Annotated in this window: 11 protein-coding genes and 1 tRNA gene; 9 read left to right on the forward strand and 3 right to left on the reverse strand. The window is 69.4% G+C overall.

Features of this window, described 5'->3' with window-relative positions:
* Nucleotides 1-24 precede the first annotated feature (24 nt).
* From H5T77_RS00115 to H5T77_RS00125, 3 genes are read left to right on the forward strand one after another with little or no spacing between them, the layout of a single operon-like run.
* Entirely contained in the window at nucleotides 25-420 is a 396-nt protein-coding gene (locus H5T77_RS00115; protein WP_292643750.1) for an ArsR/SmtB family transcription factor, read from the forward strand.
* Nucleotides 417-896 (forward strand): SRPBCC family protein, encoded by a 480-nt coding sequence (locus tag H5T77_RS00120; protein ID WP_292643751.1) that lies wholly within the window; start codon nucleotides 417-419, stop codon nucleotides 894-896. The genes H5T77_RS00115 and H5T77_RS00120 overlap by 4 nt, the downstream gene beginning before the upstream one ends.
* Complete coding sequence (locus tag H5T77_RS00125) at nucleotides 896-1,531, forward strand: maleylpyruvate isomerase family mycothiol-dependent enzyme (RefSeq protein WP_292643752.1); 636 nt, start codon at nucleotides 896-898, stop codon at nucleotides 1,529-1,531. The genes H5T77_RS00120 and H5T77_RS00125 overlap by 1 nt, the downstream gene beginning before the upstream one ends.
* Here H5T77_RS00125 and H5T77_RS00130 read toward each other — a convergent pair.
* Nucleotides 1,528-2,916 carry a GntP family permease gene (locus tag H5T77_RS00130; protein WP_292643753.1) on the reverse strand — a complete coding sequence of 463 codons (1,389 nt, stop codon included), beginning with the start codon at nucleotides 2,914-2,916 and terminating at the stop codon, nucleotides 1,528-1,530. The genes H5T77_RS00125 and H5T77_RS00130 overlap by 4 nt on opposite strands.
* A 62-nt stretch (nucleotides 2,917-2,978) precedes the next feature.
* On the opposite strand from H5T77_RS00130, the gene H5T77_RS00135 reads away from it, so the two are divergent.
* Nucleotides 2,979-3,911, forward strand: coding sequence for a 2-hydroxyacid dehydrogenase (locus H5T77_RS00135; protein ID WP_292643754.1), 933 nt, complete (start codon nucleotides 2,979-2,981; stop codon nucleotides 3,909-3,911).
* Between the two features lie 74 nt (nucleotides 3,912-3,985).
* Here the strand turns inward: H5T77_RS00135 and H5T77_RS00140 are convergent, their stop codons facing one another.
* Nucleotides 3,986-7,351 carry a phosphodiester glycosidase family protein gene (locus H5T77_RS00140; protein WP_292643755.1) on the reverse strand — a complete coding sequence of 1,122 codons (3,366 nt, stop codon included), beginning with the start codon at nucleotides 7,349-7,351 and terminating at the stop codon, nucleotides 3,986-3,988.
* Nucleotides 7,352-7,442: 91 nt separating this feature from the next.
* On the opposite strand from H5T77_RS00140, the gene H5T77_RS00145 reads away from it, so the two are divergent.
* Entirely contained in the window at nucleotides 7,443-8,234 is a 792-nt protein-coding gene (locus H5T77_RS00145) for a carbon-nitrogen hydrolase family protein (RefSeq protein WP_292643756.1), read from the forward strand.
* Between the two features lie 7 nt (nucleotides 8,235-8,241).
* Here the strand turns inward: H5T77_RS00145 and H5T77_RS00150 are convergent, their stop codons facing one another.
* Nucleotides 8,242-8,928: a class E sortase gene (locus H5T77_RS00150; RefSeq protein ID WP_292643757.1), complete on the reverse strand. Its 687-nt coding sequence runs from the start codon at nucleotides 8,926-8,928 to the stop codon at nucleotides 8,242-8,244.
* Nucleotides 8,929-8,976: 48 nt separating this feature from the next.
* Between H5T77_RS00150 and dnaG the strand changes: the two genes are divergently transcribed.
* From dnaG to H5T77_RS00170, 4 genes are all read left to right on the forward strand, one after another.
* Nucleotides 8,977-11,835, forward strand: a complete 2,859-nt coding sequence (gene dnaG / locus H5T77_RS00155; protein WP_292643758.1) for a DNA primase — start codon at nucleotides 8,977-8,979, stop codon at nucleotides 11,833-11,835.
* Nucleotides 11,836-11,900: 65 nt separating this feature from the next.
* Nucleotides 11,901-11,976: transfer RNA gene (locus H5T77_RS00160), tRNA-Asn, on the forward strand.
* A 200-nt stretch (nucleotides 11,977-12,176) separates the two neighbouring features.
* The gene (locus H5T77_RS00165) at nucleotides 12,177-12,419 is read left to right on the forward strand and encodes a hypothetical protein (RefSeq protein WP_292643759.1); all 243 of its coding nucleotides are present in this window, start codon (nucleotides 12,177-12,179) and stop codon (nucleotides 12,417-12,419) included.
* 38 nt (nucleotides 12,420-12,457) lie between these two features.
* Nucleotides 12,458-13,360: a hypothetical protein gene (locus H5T77_RS00170; RefSeq protein WP_292643760.1), complete on the forward strand. Its 903-nt coding sequence runs from the start codon at nucleotides 12,458-12,460 to the stop codon at nucleotides 13,358-13,360.
* Nucleotides 13,361-13,471: the final 111 nt, after the last annotated feature.

Here is a 13,471-nt window from a genome sequence, read left to right on the forward strand (position 1 = left end):
CATTTAAGCGTTACCTTAAATGACGTGACCGATGTCTGGTACGCCGTCTCCGACTCCACCCGCCGCCAGGTCCTGGCTCGGGTCGCTGCCGGGCCGTGCTCGGTGGGCGAGATCGCCGATGCACTGCCGGTGAGCATGGCCGCGGTGTCCCAGCACCTCAAGATCCTCCGCGAGGCCGGCCTGGTGTCGATGACCCCCGCCGGACGCCGACGGATCTATCAGGCCAGGCTCGAGGGCCTGGCCGAGCTGCGCGCCGAGCTGGAGACCTACTGGACCCAGGCGTTGCATTCGTTCAAGCAGGTGGCTGAGGCCAGCTACCTGGAGGAGACGACCGGAGCGAGGCCGGGCGGCGAGCTTGCTCGTCCGCACGCGCCGAGCGAGGGAGTAAGCGAGCACAGCGAGCAGAAGGAGCAGCCATGAGCATCACCCGCGAACCCACGTCCGTAGACCTCGAGATCATCGTCGAGGTCCCGGTCGAGCACGCCTTCAAGGTGTTCACCGAGGACTTCGACCGGATCAAGCCGCGTGAGCACAACCTGCTTCCCGTGGAGATCGCCGAGACGGTCCTGGAGCCTCGGGTCGGCGGCCGCGTCTACGATCGCGGCGTCGACGGCAGCACCTGCCAGTGGGCGCGCGTCCTCGCCGTCGACCCGCCCCACCGGCTGGTGATCTCCTGGGACATCGCCCCCGACTTCCGCCTCGAGCCCGATCCGGCCCGGTGCAGCGAGGTCGAGGTCACCTTCACCTCGGTCGGAGACGAACAGACCCGCGTACGCCTCGAGCACCGTCACATCGACCGGCACGGCGCCGGGTGGCAGGGGTGGCGTGACAGTGCCGCCGGCGACCGCGCCTGGGGGCTCTACCTGGCGCGCTTCCGCGAGCTCGCCGAGGCGTGATGGCTGCGAACTGTACCGCGCTCGCCACGGCCGAGCGCCGCGATCTCGCCGACTTCCTCGAGACGCTGACGCCGGAGCAGTGGGACCAACCCTCGCTGTGTCGCGGGTGGACGGTGCGCGACGTGGTCGCGCACATGCTCAGCTACGAGGAGGTCGGGCTCCGCGAGTTCGCCGGGTCCTTCCTGCGAGCCGGGTTCCGGTTCGGTGAGCTGAACGATCGTCGGCTTGAGCAGCTCGGTGGGCAGACCCCGGGCGATCTGCTCGAATACCTGCGCGCGCATGCCGAACCTGCCGGGCCGACCGCGGTCGCGGGCGCTCGGATCGCGCTGACCGACGGGCTGATCCATCACCAGGACATCCGCCGGGCGCTCGGGCAGCCGCGCGTGGTCCCGCCGGAGCGACTCGTGCCGGTGCTGGACTTCGCGCTGAAGGCCCCGCCGCTGCCGGCGAGGCGCAACGTACGCGGTTTGCGTCTGGTGGCCACCGACGTCGACTGGTCCCACGGGAGCGGTGCCGTGGTCACCGGCCCGGGAGAGGCGCTGCTGATGGCGGTCTCAGGACGCGCCGACGCGCTGCCGGAGCTCGAGGGTCCGGGGCTGGCGACCCTCGAGAGCCGGGTGCGGCGTACGAGCTAAGGGACGACCACCCAGAGGGCCCCGGCGATCGCGAAGACCGAGAGGCCGAGGGTGGTCTCCAGGACCGTCCAGGTCTTGAGGGTGGTGATGACGTCCATCCCGAAGAAGCGGCTGACCAGCCAGAACCCGGAGTCGTTGACGTGGGAGAGGACCGTCGCGCCTGCCGCGATGGCGAAGACGAGCAAGGAGATGTCGAAACTGCTCAGCCCCGCCGCGGCGACCTGGGCGGAGATCAGCCCGGCGGTGGTGGTCAGCGCGACCGTCGCGGAGCCCTGGGCGACCCGCAGCAGGGTCGCGATCAGGAAGGCCTGCACGATGAGCGACATCCCGAGGTCTGAGAGCGAGGTGGACAGCGCCTCGCCGATGCCGCTGGTGCGGAGCACGCCACCGAACATCCCGCCGGCGCCCGTGATCAGGATGATCGCGCAGATCGGGCCGAGCGCCTGGTCGACGATCTCGGTCGCCCGGCCCATGGGGAACCGCCCGGGGGAGAGTACGAGGAGGGCGAGGAGAACGGTGATCAGCAGCGCGATCGGGGTCTGGCCGATGAGCACCAGCGCGCTGGCCCAGGTGGCGTCCTCGCTGACCGTCCCGGCTGCCCTCAGCGTGGTGATGACCGTGTTGAGGCCGATCAGGATCATGGGCAGGGCGAGGAGAAGGATGACGGTCGCGAACGGCGGGGGAGTGGTCTCCTCCGTCGGGGTCTCCTCGGAGTCCTTCATCGCGAAGACGTTGAGGGGCGACGGGCTGAACCGGGCACCCAGCCGGGTGCCGGCGAGGTAGCCGCCGGGGATCCAGGCCAGGATGGCGACGGGTACGCCGACCAACAGGGTCAGGCCGATGTCACCGCCGAGCTCGGTGGCCGCGGCGACCGGGCCCGGGTGGGGCGGGACGACTGCGTGCATCACCGCGAAGCTGGCGGCCGTGGGCAGGGCGTAGATGAGGATCGAGCCGCCGAAGCGGCGCGCGACCGCGAAGATGATCGGCAGGAAGACGACCAGCCCGGCGTCGAAGAAGATCGGGAACCCGAAGATCAGCGCGGCCACGCCGAGCGCCAGCGGCGCACGTTTCTCGCCGAACGCGCCGATGAGCGTGTCGGCGAGCACTTGCGCCCCGCCGGTCACCTCCAGCAGGCGCCCCAGCATCACACCGAACGCCACCAGCAGCGCAACGGAGCCGAGCGTCGAGCTGAATCCGGTCAGCATGGCAGTCGGCACGTCGGCGACCGGGATGCCGGCCACGACCGCGGTCACCGCGCTGACCAGCACCAGAGCGATGAAGGCGTGCAGCTTGACCTTGGCGATCAGGACGAGAAGGACGGCGACCGCGGCTGCGGCGATCAGGAGCATCACCCATGTGGGGTATGCGGGTGTCAGCGGTTCCATAACGGATACCTTAATCGGCGAATGTGACCGATGGCACCCCTGGGCGGGTATGTTCTCCGCGTGTGAGCGATCCCCTCGTCTGGCTGCCCTTCGACCCGTCCGAGCTGGGCGAGGTGCCCGCGGGCCTCCGCTTCGAGCTCTTCGACCACACCCGCTTCGCGCATGCCGAGGTGGAGGTGCCGGACTCGGTCGGCGACGTGGCCTTCTACCTGCCGCCCTACATGCTCGGCTCGCGCATCTTCGATGTCGTCGACCAGATGACCTCGCTCCAGGTCGTGCAGCTGCTCACCGCGGGCGTCGACGCCGCCCGCGGGCACATCCCCGAGGGGGTGACGCTGTGCAACGGCCGCGGCATCCACGACACCTCGACCGCCGAGCTCGCCCTCACGCTGATCCTGTCCTCGCTGCGGGGCATCCCTGGCCACGTACGCCATCAGGACGAGCATGCGTGGCGGCCGGGATGGTTCCCGTCGCTGGCCGACAAGCGTGTGCTGGTCGTGGGCTACGGCGCGATCGGCCAGGCCATCGAGGCGCGGCTGCTTCCGTTCGAGACCGAGGTGGTCAAGGTGGCCCGGACCGCCCGGGAGGGCGTGCACGGTTTCGACGAGCTCGCCACGCTGGTGCCTGAGGCCGATGTGATCGTGCTGGTCACACCGCTGACCGAGGAGACCCGCGGCTTGGTCGACCGCGAGTTCCTGGGCCGGATGAAGGACGGCGCGCTGCTGGTCAACGTCGCCCGCGGCGGGGTGGTCGTCACCTCCGACCTGGTCGCCGAGCTGGCCACCGAGCGGATCCATGCGGCCATCGACGTCGCCGAGAGCGAGCCGCTCCCGGCGCAGAGCCCGCTGTGGGGCTCACCCAACCTGCTCATCACCCCGCACGTCGGCGGCGCGTCGAGCGCGATGTGGCCGCGCGCCTACCGGGTCGTCCGCGAGCAGCTCGAGCGATTCGCCGCCGGCGAGCCGCTCGCGAACGTGATGTCGGGGAGTTATTGAAAGGGGTAGTCCGGTAGCGAACTGCCTATTACTGGCGAGTATTCGGGCAGTTCGCTACCGGACTACCTCGACAGCTACCGGCGGACCGTCACCGTCTGCTCCGACTTCACGCCGTTGACCACAAGCGTCACGGTGGCCGTTCCTGGGCGGAGAGCGGTGAGTTTTCGGGTGGCTGGGTCGAGGCGTACGACGCCGTGGCCACGCTCGCCCACCACGACCCCGTCGCCACCCCAGTCCGCCGTGACCGGCCAGGCGACCGGGATGGTGGCGGTGCCCTGGGTGAAGGTGGCCTCGAGGGTCACCGCTGATCCCGCGGCGAGACTCTCCGGGGCGCCGATCGAGACGGTGTCGACCGCCGGTCGGGTCTCGGCGCGCAGCCAGCTCAGTCTCGCCCCGGGGCGCGGGTCGCTGCCGACGACGCCGGCCGACGGGTCGATGCCGACCATCGTCCAGCCCCGGAAGCCACCGCCGGCCACGTTGCCGGCCGGGTTCTTGCCGGAGTTGCCGTTGACGAGCATCGAGATGCCCTGCGCCGAGGAGCCGTGGAAGACCCCGACGTGACCGTTGATGACGGCGACAGACTTGCCCGACGACGTACGGAACCTGCCCAGCCGGTCCTCGAGCTGCCTGGCCTCGATCCGATCGCTCAACTGGCTGGCCTTGTCGGGCAGCGGGTCGTCGATGGGGTGGTGCATGGCGAGCACGACGCCGGTCACGGCCGGGTCGGCGGCCGCCGCGGTGAGCTGTGACTCCAGCTCGGTCAGCTGGGCCTTGCCGTCGTCGTTGCCGTGCAGCGTGCCGGAGGAGCTGTTGAGGGTGATGAGCTGGGTCGCCCCGATCCGGAACGCGGTGTGCGTGGGCCCGAAGACCGCCTTGAAGTTCGAGATCGGACCGCCCATGACCTCGTGGTTGCCCGGGACGTAGGTGTAGGGGACCTGGTCGCCGACCTCCTCGTCCAGGATCCGCTTGGCCAGCGCGATGTCGGCGGGGGAGGCCTCGTCGACCAGGTCACCGTCGATGATCAGGTGGTCGGGGCGGGCGGCGACGATCTCGCGGAGCGTCTCGCGGACGTGGCGCACCAGGTCGCTGTCGGGGTTGCGGGCCACGAACTGACCGTCGGACATCACCGCGATCCGCTGGGGTCGCTCGTCGACGGTGCCCTCGGTGAGGATCACCGGGTCGTGGACCGGCTCGGTCTGCGTCGGGGGAGCGTCCGGCGCGACGTTGGCGACCAGGTCGCTGATCGTCAGGTCGCCGCGGTAGGAGACGTCCGGCCGGGTCTCCAGGAACCGGATCTTGTCCACCCGGATGGGCATCGCGGTGCCCGGCGGGATCGGGTACGTCACCTGCTGCCACCCGTCCCAGGTGACCAGGTCGCCGTCGAGGTTGCTGACGGTGCCGTCACCCGAGCGGATCTGGATCCGTGGCCAGATCCCGCTGGTGTCGCCCTCGACCCACAGGGACAGGCTCAGCGGGCTGCCTGGCACGGCGAGGCCGGCAGGCGGCACGGCGTAGACGCCGCGGGTCCCGGTGCTGGTGGTGAAGTCGTGACGCAGCCGCAGCGCGTCGCCGCCGTCGTGTCCGCCACCGCTGACGCGCTGGATGGTCGCCGCCGCCCGCGCGGTCTCGACCTTCCAGGTGGCGCCGTCGGCGAAGTCGGCCAGGGTGTGCTGCTCGCTGCCGACCAGCACCGTCGAGGTCACGTGGTGGTCGCCGACGGCGAAGTCGACGACCGCGGCGCCGCTCTCCATGGTGGGGCGTACGAGGAAGCCGTTGGCGCCGTCGCGCGTCACCTCGACGCCGGGGTCGGCGTCCACGGTGACCTCGGTGGGCTCGATCGGAGCGGGGCGGCCGTCCGGGTCGTAGCCGGTGATCTGGATCGTCGCGGTCTCGCCGGCCTGCTCGATCGCCAGCTGTGACTTGTCGACCGCGAGCCGGTCGAGCGGGCCGAGGACGGTCAGCGGCATCGTGGCGCGGTGGCGGCCGGTGGTGTAGACGACATCGGCCGAGCCCGTACGCCGCCCGAGGGCCGACGCTCGGTCCTCGTCGGCGTCGACGATCCGCACGTCGGGATCCTGGGTGCGGAACCGGCCGGGCTGCTCGACGGCGGCGTAGGCCGCGTCGAGACCCGAGCCGAAGACCGTACGCCGCTGCCCCTGCAGCACGCGGTAGGCACCGGCCCGGTTGGTGGCCGGGCGGACCTGCGCCCCGGTCGCGACGCCGGTCGGCTCGGCGGAGGAGAAGAACAGGAGCGAGTTGGACACCTCGCGCTCGCTGCCGTCGGACGGGGTGTCGACGATCCTCGGGCTCACGTCGCCCGCGACCCGTGCGGCCATCGTGGTCGATCCGCCGCCGTCCAGGTTCAGCGCCTGGTAGGCACCGAGGCTGAGCATGAACCCGGCCAGCTCCGCGCGCGTCATCCCGCGGCTCGCGCCGGTCTGACCGTCGAGGGCGAGGGCGATCAGCTTCGTGCCGTCGCGGTTGATCCCGACAGCCGTACGTGAGTGGACGCCGTCGTCGCCGATGCCCGGTCCGACCTCGCCGTCGACCACGAGCTGGACGTTGCCGCTGACCGCCCAGTCGGCCTCCTCGGCCAGCCCGACGGCGACATCGACGCGGTCGCCGACCTCCAGGCCGCGTACGACCCGGGCTCCTGCCTCCCGGCCCAGCAGGACCTGCCCGCCGTCGGGGACGGCAGGTGCGCCGGCTGAGTCGGCGACCGCGGTGACGACGCCGCCGACGACGTTCGCGCGGGCGACCTCAGGGGAGACGTTGCCGGGACCACCGACCGGCCGGTCGAGGGTGTAGTCGCCCCAGGCCTGGGTGTAGAGACCGATGCCGCCGGTGGGCAGCGACGGGGTGTTGAACCCGGCCAGGTCGTGCTCGGCGCCGTCGACCGTGACGGTCCCGCCGGAGGTCAGCTCGCCGATCGCCGCCTTCGCGCCGGCCATCGTCAGGGTCGGGTCGGACCCGAACCGCGCGTTCTGCAGCCCGTCGCGGCTCTTGGCCAGACCGACCGGCGCGCCGGAGGCGTTCATGTCGTAGAAGCCGGCGTTGACCCCGGCCACCGCCCCGGTCCCGGTCATCTGGCTGGACAGGGTGCCGATCCCGGCGACCTTGCCGGTGTTGCGTACGTCCATCGACAGCGTCGGCTCGGACAGATCGGCGGTGAGGACGTTGCCGCGGTTCCAGCCGGTGTCCTCGAGCCGTTGGAAGTTGGTCAGCTTCAGACCCGGCGCGACAAGCTGCGTCGCGACGGTCGAGAGTGCCTCGCCGCCTGCGGCGAAGTCGTAGCCGTTCGACTCCTGCTGGCTCGGTGGGATCCCGCCGGGGGCGAGGGTCACCGCGGTCGGTGGCGGTGCGGGTACGTCGGCGACCGATGGTCCGGCGGTGACGAGGAGGGCAAGGGTGAGGGCGAGCGTGGGGGCGAGGGGGCGCACGCTCTCACTGTGGCGACCGCCGGGGATCCCGGGAAGCGAATTAGCGGAAACGTGCATGGCGGATCCGTGAACGGACGATACGGTCACGTGCGTGCTTCGAATAGCGGTGGTTCAGGAGTCTGCGGTGCCCGGCGAGGTGGGGACCAACGTCGCCACGGCGGCTAGCCGCGTCCGCGAGGCCGCGGCGATGGGCGCCCGGCTGGTCGTGCTGCCGGAGACGTTCACGACCTCGTGGGACCTCGACGCCTTCGACGGCCCCCTGCCGACGCTGGCCGATACCGTCTGGCTCGCCCCGGTGCAGGCTGCGGTCGACGAGACCGGCGCGGTGCTCGTGCTCAACTCGCCGCTCACCGGTGCCGGACGACGCTCGATCACCAGCCTGATCATCGCGCCGGGGGAGGAGCCGGTCGCGGCGTACGACAAACAGCATCTCTACCCGCCCGAGCGGGAGCGCTTCGAGCCCGGTGACCACGGGACGACGGTCGAGATCGACGGCGTCCGGGTCGCGCTGTCGGTCTGCTACGACGCCAACTTCCCCGAGCACGCTGCCGCGGCGGCCGCCGACGGCGCGATCCTCTACGTCAACAGCGGCGCCTACTTCCCCGGCGGTGGCCACCGGCGGGATCTGCACTACGCCGCTCGGGCGCTGGACAACTCGATGTACGTCGCGTTCGCCGGCCTCGTCGGCGGACCGCTCGGCCTGATCGGCGGCTCAGCGGTCTACGACCCGCTCGGCCGGCCGATGGAGCGGCTCGACGACGCCACCCCGGGAATGGTCGTCGCCACGCTCGACCCGGCCGAGGTCGCCAGGGTCCGAGACGAGCAGCGGATGTGGGCCGACCACCGAGCGGACCTCGGCCCGCGGCGTACGTTGCGCCTGTAGCAGGCAGTCAGGGCGTCGGTTCCTCGGAGACCAGCTTGCCGAAGGCGATCATCCGGTTGTCGGTGTGGAAGAGCTCGGAGCAGGTGGTGAGGGTGATCAGGCGCTGGCCCTCGACCTGCTCGGGCTCGACCACGCCCTTCTCCGGGTTGTCGGGCAGCGGGTCGGTGACCCAGATCGAGGTGAAGGGGACGACCAGGTCGTCGCCGTCGGTGGTGAGCTCGTAGACGTAGGTCTTCTCCATGGTCAGGACGCGGATCTCGTCGCCTTCGCGGAGCCTCGGGAGGTCACGGAGCGGCTCGCCGTGGGTGATCCGGTGGCCGGCGAGCGCGAAGTTGCCGACCTCGCCCGGCTTGGCGGTGCCGGAGAAATGGCCGAACCCGGCGCCGAGGGCCCGGTCCGAGATCCCCTCCATGACCGGGACCCGGTAGTCCTTGCCGAAGCGGGGGATCTCGATGAGGGCCTTCGCCGACCCGAAGTCGGTGGTCACCTCGGTCTGCCCCGAGTCCCAGGCGCTCTCGATCTTCGAGGCCGCTTCCTGCTGGCGCTGCTTGCTCAGGATCGTGGTGCCGTAGAGCTCCCAGGCGACGTACCCGAGGATGCCCACCCCGGCCAGAACCATCACCAGGCCGAGCCAGAAGATCACCCGGCGGACCCGCGATCGGGCCCGCGGCCGAGTCGGTGTGGTGGCGAACATCAGGTCAAGCATCTCAGCCAGATCCGCTGCCACGTAGGATCAGACGTTGTGGCGGGTCGGATCAAGGAGACGAGCATCCAAGAGGTGCGCGAGAAGGCGCGCTTGGACGACATCGTCTCCCAGTACGTCACGCTGCGCCGCTCGGGCCCAGCCTCCTATACCGGCCTGTGCCCGTTCCACGACGAGAAGTCGCCGTCGTTCAATGTGAACCCGGCCCGTGGTTTCTACCATTGCCTGGCGGGCGAGACACGTGTGCTGACCTGGGACGGCCCACGAGAGATCAAGGATCTCGCCGGTGGTACCCATCGGGTCCTGGGACGCCATGGTGACTGGTTGGATGCGCCGTTCAAGTCCTACGGCGTGCAGCGCCTCCACAAGATCGTCCTGACTCGCAACCGCCAGACCAAAGAGCTGTTCGCCACAGACGGTCACCGGTGGTTCGTGCGGTCCGGCCGGAACCGCTCGTCTGAACGAGAGGTGCTCACCTCCGACCTGAAGTCTGGCGACCGGCTGGTCTCGAAGTACCCACGCTCGAGGATCCAGCGGACGACACCGTCGCCGTTTGGGATCGCCCACGGATTCACCTTCGGCGACGGCACGCTCAACGGATCCGGGAGCGTGGCCGCGATCTGCCCGCCGAAGGACCTCGCGATGCTGAAGTTCTTCCCGCTCAGCCATACGACGACATCTGAGGCAACGCCCACGAGCCAGGGCAACGTAATTCTCGTTCATCACCTTCCGCGGTTCTTCAAGGAGGTTCCCTCCCACGATGAGGCCGTGTCCTACCTCTATGGCTGGTTGGCGGGTTATTTCGCCGCGGATGGACACGTCTCCAAGGACGGCACGGTCATGCTCCACTCCGCGCGACGCGAGCATCTGGAGCAGGTTCGGACGATCTGCACACGGCTCGGGATCGCGACGTACGGCATTACGACCCAACTTCGCAGGGGTCTACCGGGCCGCGAGGAGTCGGAGCTCCATCGGCTCCACTTCGTCAACGAAGACCTGACTGAGTCCTTCTTCCTCATCGACGAACACCGGGACCGGTTTCTGGCCGCGAACAAGGCGTTCGCGCGTCGAGGCTGGGTCGTTCAGTCCGTCGAAGAGACCGACCGCGTGGAGGAGGTCTACTGCGCCGAGGTCGAGGACGGTCACGCGTTCACCCTCGAGGACAACGTCTTGACCGGAAACTGTTTCGGTTGCGGAGCAGGCGGCGACGTCATCGACTTCGTGATGAAGCTCGAGGGGCTGAGCTTCTTCGAGGCGGTGGAGCGGCTGGGCGACAAGATCGGGGTCCAGATCCAGCGCGAGGAGGGCGACGAGGCGCCGGTGAAGCGGGGCCCGAGTCGCGGCAAGCTGGTCGAGGCCCACAAGGTCGCCGCGGAGTTCTACGCCGAGCAGCTGCTGACCCCGGACGCGGTGGTCGCGCGGCAGTTCCTCGCCGAGAAGGGCTTCGACCGCGACGCGGCGCTGCACTTCGGGGTCGGCTTCTCGCCGCGCGGGGGAGAGGACCTCTACCGCCATCTGCGGGCGCGCGGGTTCTCGGACGAGGAGGTCGTCACCGGCGGACTGGTGGCGCACGGGCGGTCGCACTACGACCGGTTCCGCGGCCGGCTGATGTGGCCGATCCGGGAGTCGGGCGGCGACGTCATCGGCTTCGGTGCGCGTCGGCTCTTCGACGACGACCGGATCGAGGCGAAATACCTCAACACCTCCGAGACTCCTCTCTACAAGAAGAGCCACGTCCTCTACGGCATCGACCTGGCCCGCAAGGAGATGGCCCGCACCCGCGAGGCGGTGATCGTGGAGGGCTACACCGACGTGATGGCCTGCCATCTGGCCGGGATCACCACCGCGGTCGCCACCTGCGGCACCGCCTTCGGCGACGACCACGCCAAGGTCCTGCGCCGGTTCATCTCCGACGATCAGCAGCTGCGCGGCGCGGTCGTCTTCACCTTCGACGGCGACGCCGCCGGCCAGACCGCGGCGCTGAAGGCGTTCAAGGGCGACGGCAACTTCACCTCGCAGACCTACGTCGCCGTCGAGCCCGACGGCCTCGATCCCAACGACCTGCGGATCAAGAAGGGCGACGAGGCGGTTCGGGAGCTGCTCGCCAACCGGGTCCCGCTCTACGAGTTCGTGCTGCGCAACATCGCCTCGAAGTACGACCTCGACCGTGCCGATGGGCGGGTCGACGCGCTTCGTGAGGCCGCGCCCTTGGTGGCTTCCGTGCGCGACGAGTCCAAGAAGATGGGCTTCACCCGAGACCTCGCTCGCTTCCTCGGTGTGGACCCCGACGAGGCGGCCAGAGAGGTACGCCGCGCCGCCGGTCGCCCCGCGCCCCAGGCCGCTCCGCCTCGGCGCGAGGCCGCGCAGACCGCCCAGGCAGGCTCTGGCGAGGCTCCCGCCGCGCCGCGCCGCCCACCCATGCCGCATCCGCGCGAGCCGCGGTTCACCGTCGAGCGCGAGACCCTGAAGCTCTTCGTACAGCACCCGGTCGCCCTGGGCCGCACCACTGGCGAGATCACCCCCGAAGCCTTCACCCACCCCATCTACCGCGCGCTGTGGGAGATCATCGCCGGCCTGGGCGGCCCTGGCGCCGGCACCGGCGACGCGAACTGGGCCCAGAAGCTCGGCGCCGCCGCCTCGGACCCGCTGGTCAGCCGCATCCTCGCCGAGCTCGCCGTCGAGCCGATCCCGTCCGCGAAGGAGCCGGATGCGGCGTACGTCCTGCAATACGTCGTACGCCTCCTCGAGCTCCTCGACCAGCGCCGCATCGCCGAGGTGAAGAGCCGTCTGCAGCGCTCCGACGGCGCCGCCGATCCTGAGGCCTACAACCGTCTTTTCGCCCAGCTCGCCGCCCTCGAGCAGCACCGCCGCGGCCTCCGCAACCTGGTCGCCGAGTGACGGCCTGCCGATTTCCGATCGCCGCCGCCGGGTTGCTAAGGTTTCACCCGCGCCGCAAGGAGCATTCCCCGATAGCTCAATTGGCAGAGCATTCGGCTGTTAACCGGAGGGTTGTTGGTTCGAGTCCAACTCGGGGAGCCAGTGAAAGGGCCGCTGACCAGGCAAAACGCCAGGGTCAGCGGCTCTCGTCATTTCGGTACAAGGTCGTTTCTCCCGGAGTTCACCCTGTTCTGGGGCTCGGTGTGAACTGTTCGAAGAATCTTTCCAAGGGTCTCGGCGGTACGGATAGACGCGGCCGCTGGGCCTCAGTGGCGTGTGCCGAAATCGACAGGTCGGCTGTTGTGAGGCTGCACCAGTACTACGCAGACGGGTTCGGCGATCACCGGCCGGTGTCCGTCGGGCTCGGCGATGCGGACATCGACCTCACGATCCTGAGCGCAGTGGAATGGGTCAGAAACTCGATAGACCTACAGGCAGACGAGGTCACCACCCGATTCGCGTACGACCACGCGGCCGTTGTCGTGCCCAGTCGGAAACGGACGCATGGCGTCGTGCCGCCGAAACCAGGCTCGCTGAATGTCTGATTCAGGAGACCCGCTTCGTCGACGGCCAGCTCGACCGGATGACCGGGTGGGAGTCGCATCCTGACGGCGTACGGACGTCCTTCACTACCGGATCGTTTGCGCAGTACGCCCTCACGATCGATCTCCTCGAAGCCGAAACATTTGCGGCGGTGCGGAGCGGGGGAGAGGCCCTCCCGCTGCGCGATCTGATAATGCCGACCGTCGAGTCTGTGCTCGCGCCTGGCGCGCGCAACTGCATGGGCGGAGCGCTCGCACTGACTGCGTTTGCCCGGCTGGCGCAAGGTGCACGCCCGGCCGATTTCGCATTGCTGATCCAAGAGCGTGGGGCGAAGGTCCTCAACGCGTCTGGGCGACTCGCCGTGATTCCGAAGTGTTTCCACGAGCCGACCTCAGAGCCGAGCTGGGAGGTCGGCGTCGAAACCTCGCTCGCGAGAGAACTCGAGGAGGAACTCTTCGGCAAGGCGGAGGTCGACACGACCCTCAACACACGCCGCACGATCGACCCCATGCACCCGGATCTCCTCGCCGGGCCGATGCGCTACCTGACCGAAGCTGGGCCGGACGTCTGGTCAATGGAGTGCACCGGATTCGGCTTCAACCTCCTCACCGGAAACTATGAATTTCCGTGTCTTGTCGCCGTGCACGACGAGGGCTTCTGGCAGCGTTGTGGAGGTGACGTCGAGAGCAACTGGGAGTCCGAGCGGATCACCTTGGTCTCCTCGCAGGACGAGGCCGGCTTGCGGGCTCTCGTTCACAACCCGGGGTGGTCAGACGAGGGCCTCTTCGCCTTCGTCCTCGGCCTGCGACGTCTTCACGAGCTGCACCCAGAGCGCGTAGCGCTGCCCCCTTCGAGATTGGATTCACCCAGTGACGACCGCCTCAGGCAACGCGTACGACGACGGCGCAGAGCGCCGCGGCTGGCTCATCGGCCACTTCATTGACCCGAATACGAGCCCGCTTCATTCGACCGACGTCGAGGTCAAATGGGGCACTCACCAGGCGGGGGAGGAGCGTCATGAGTGGACCGTTGCGGAGGAGGAGGTTCGCACGAC

It is taken from the genome of Nocardioides sp., from assembly GCF_014360585.1.
Lineage (GTDB): Bacteria > Actinomycetota > Actinomycetes > Propionibacteriales > Nocardioidaceae > Nocardioides.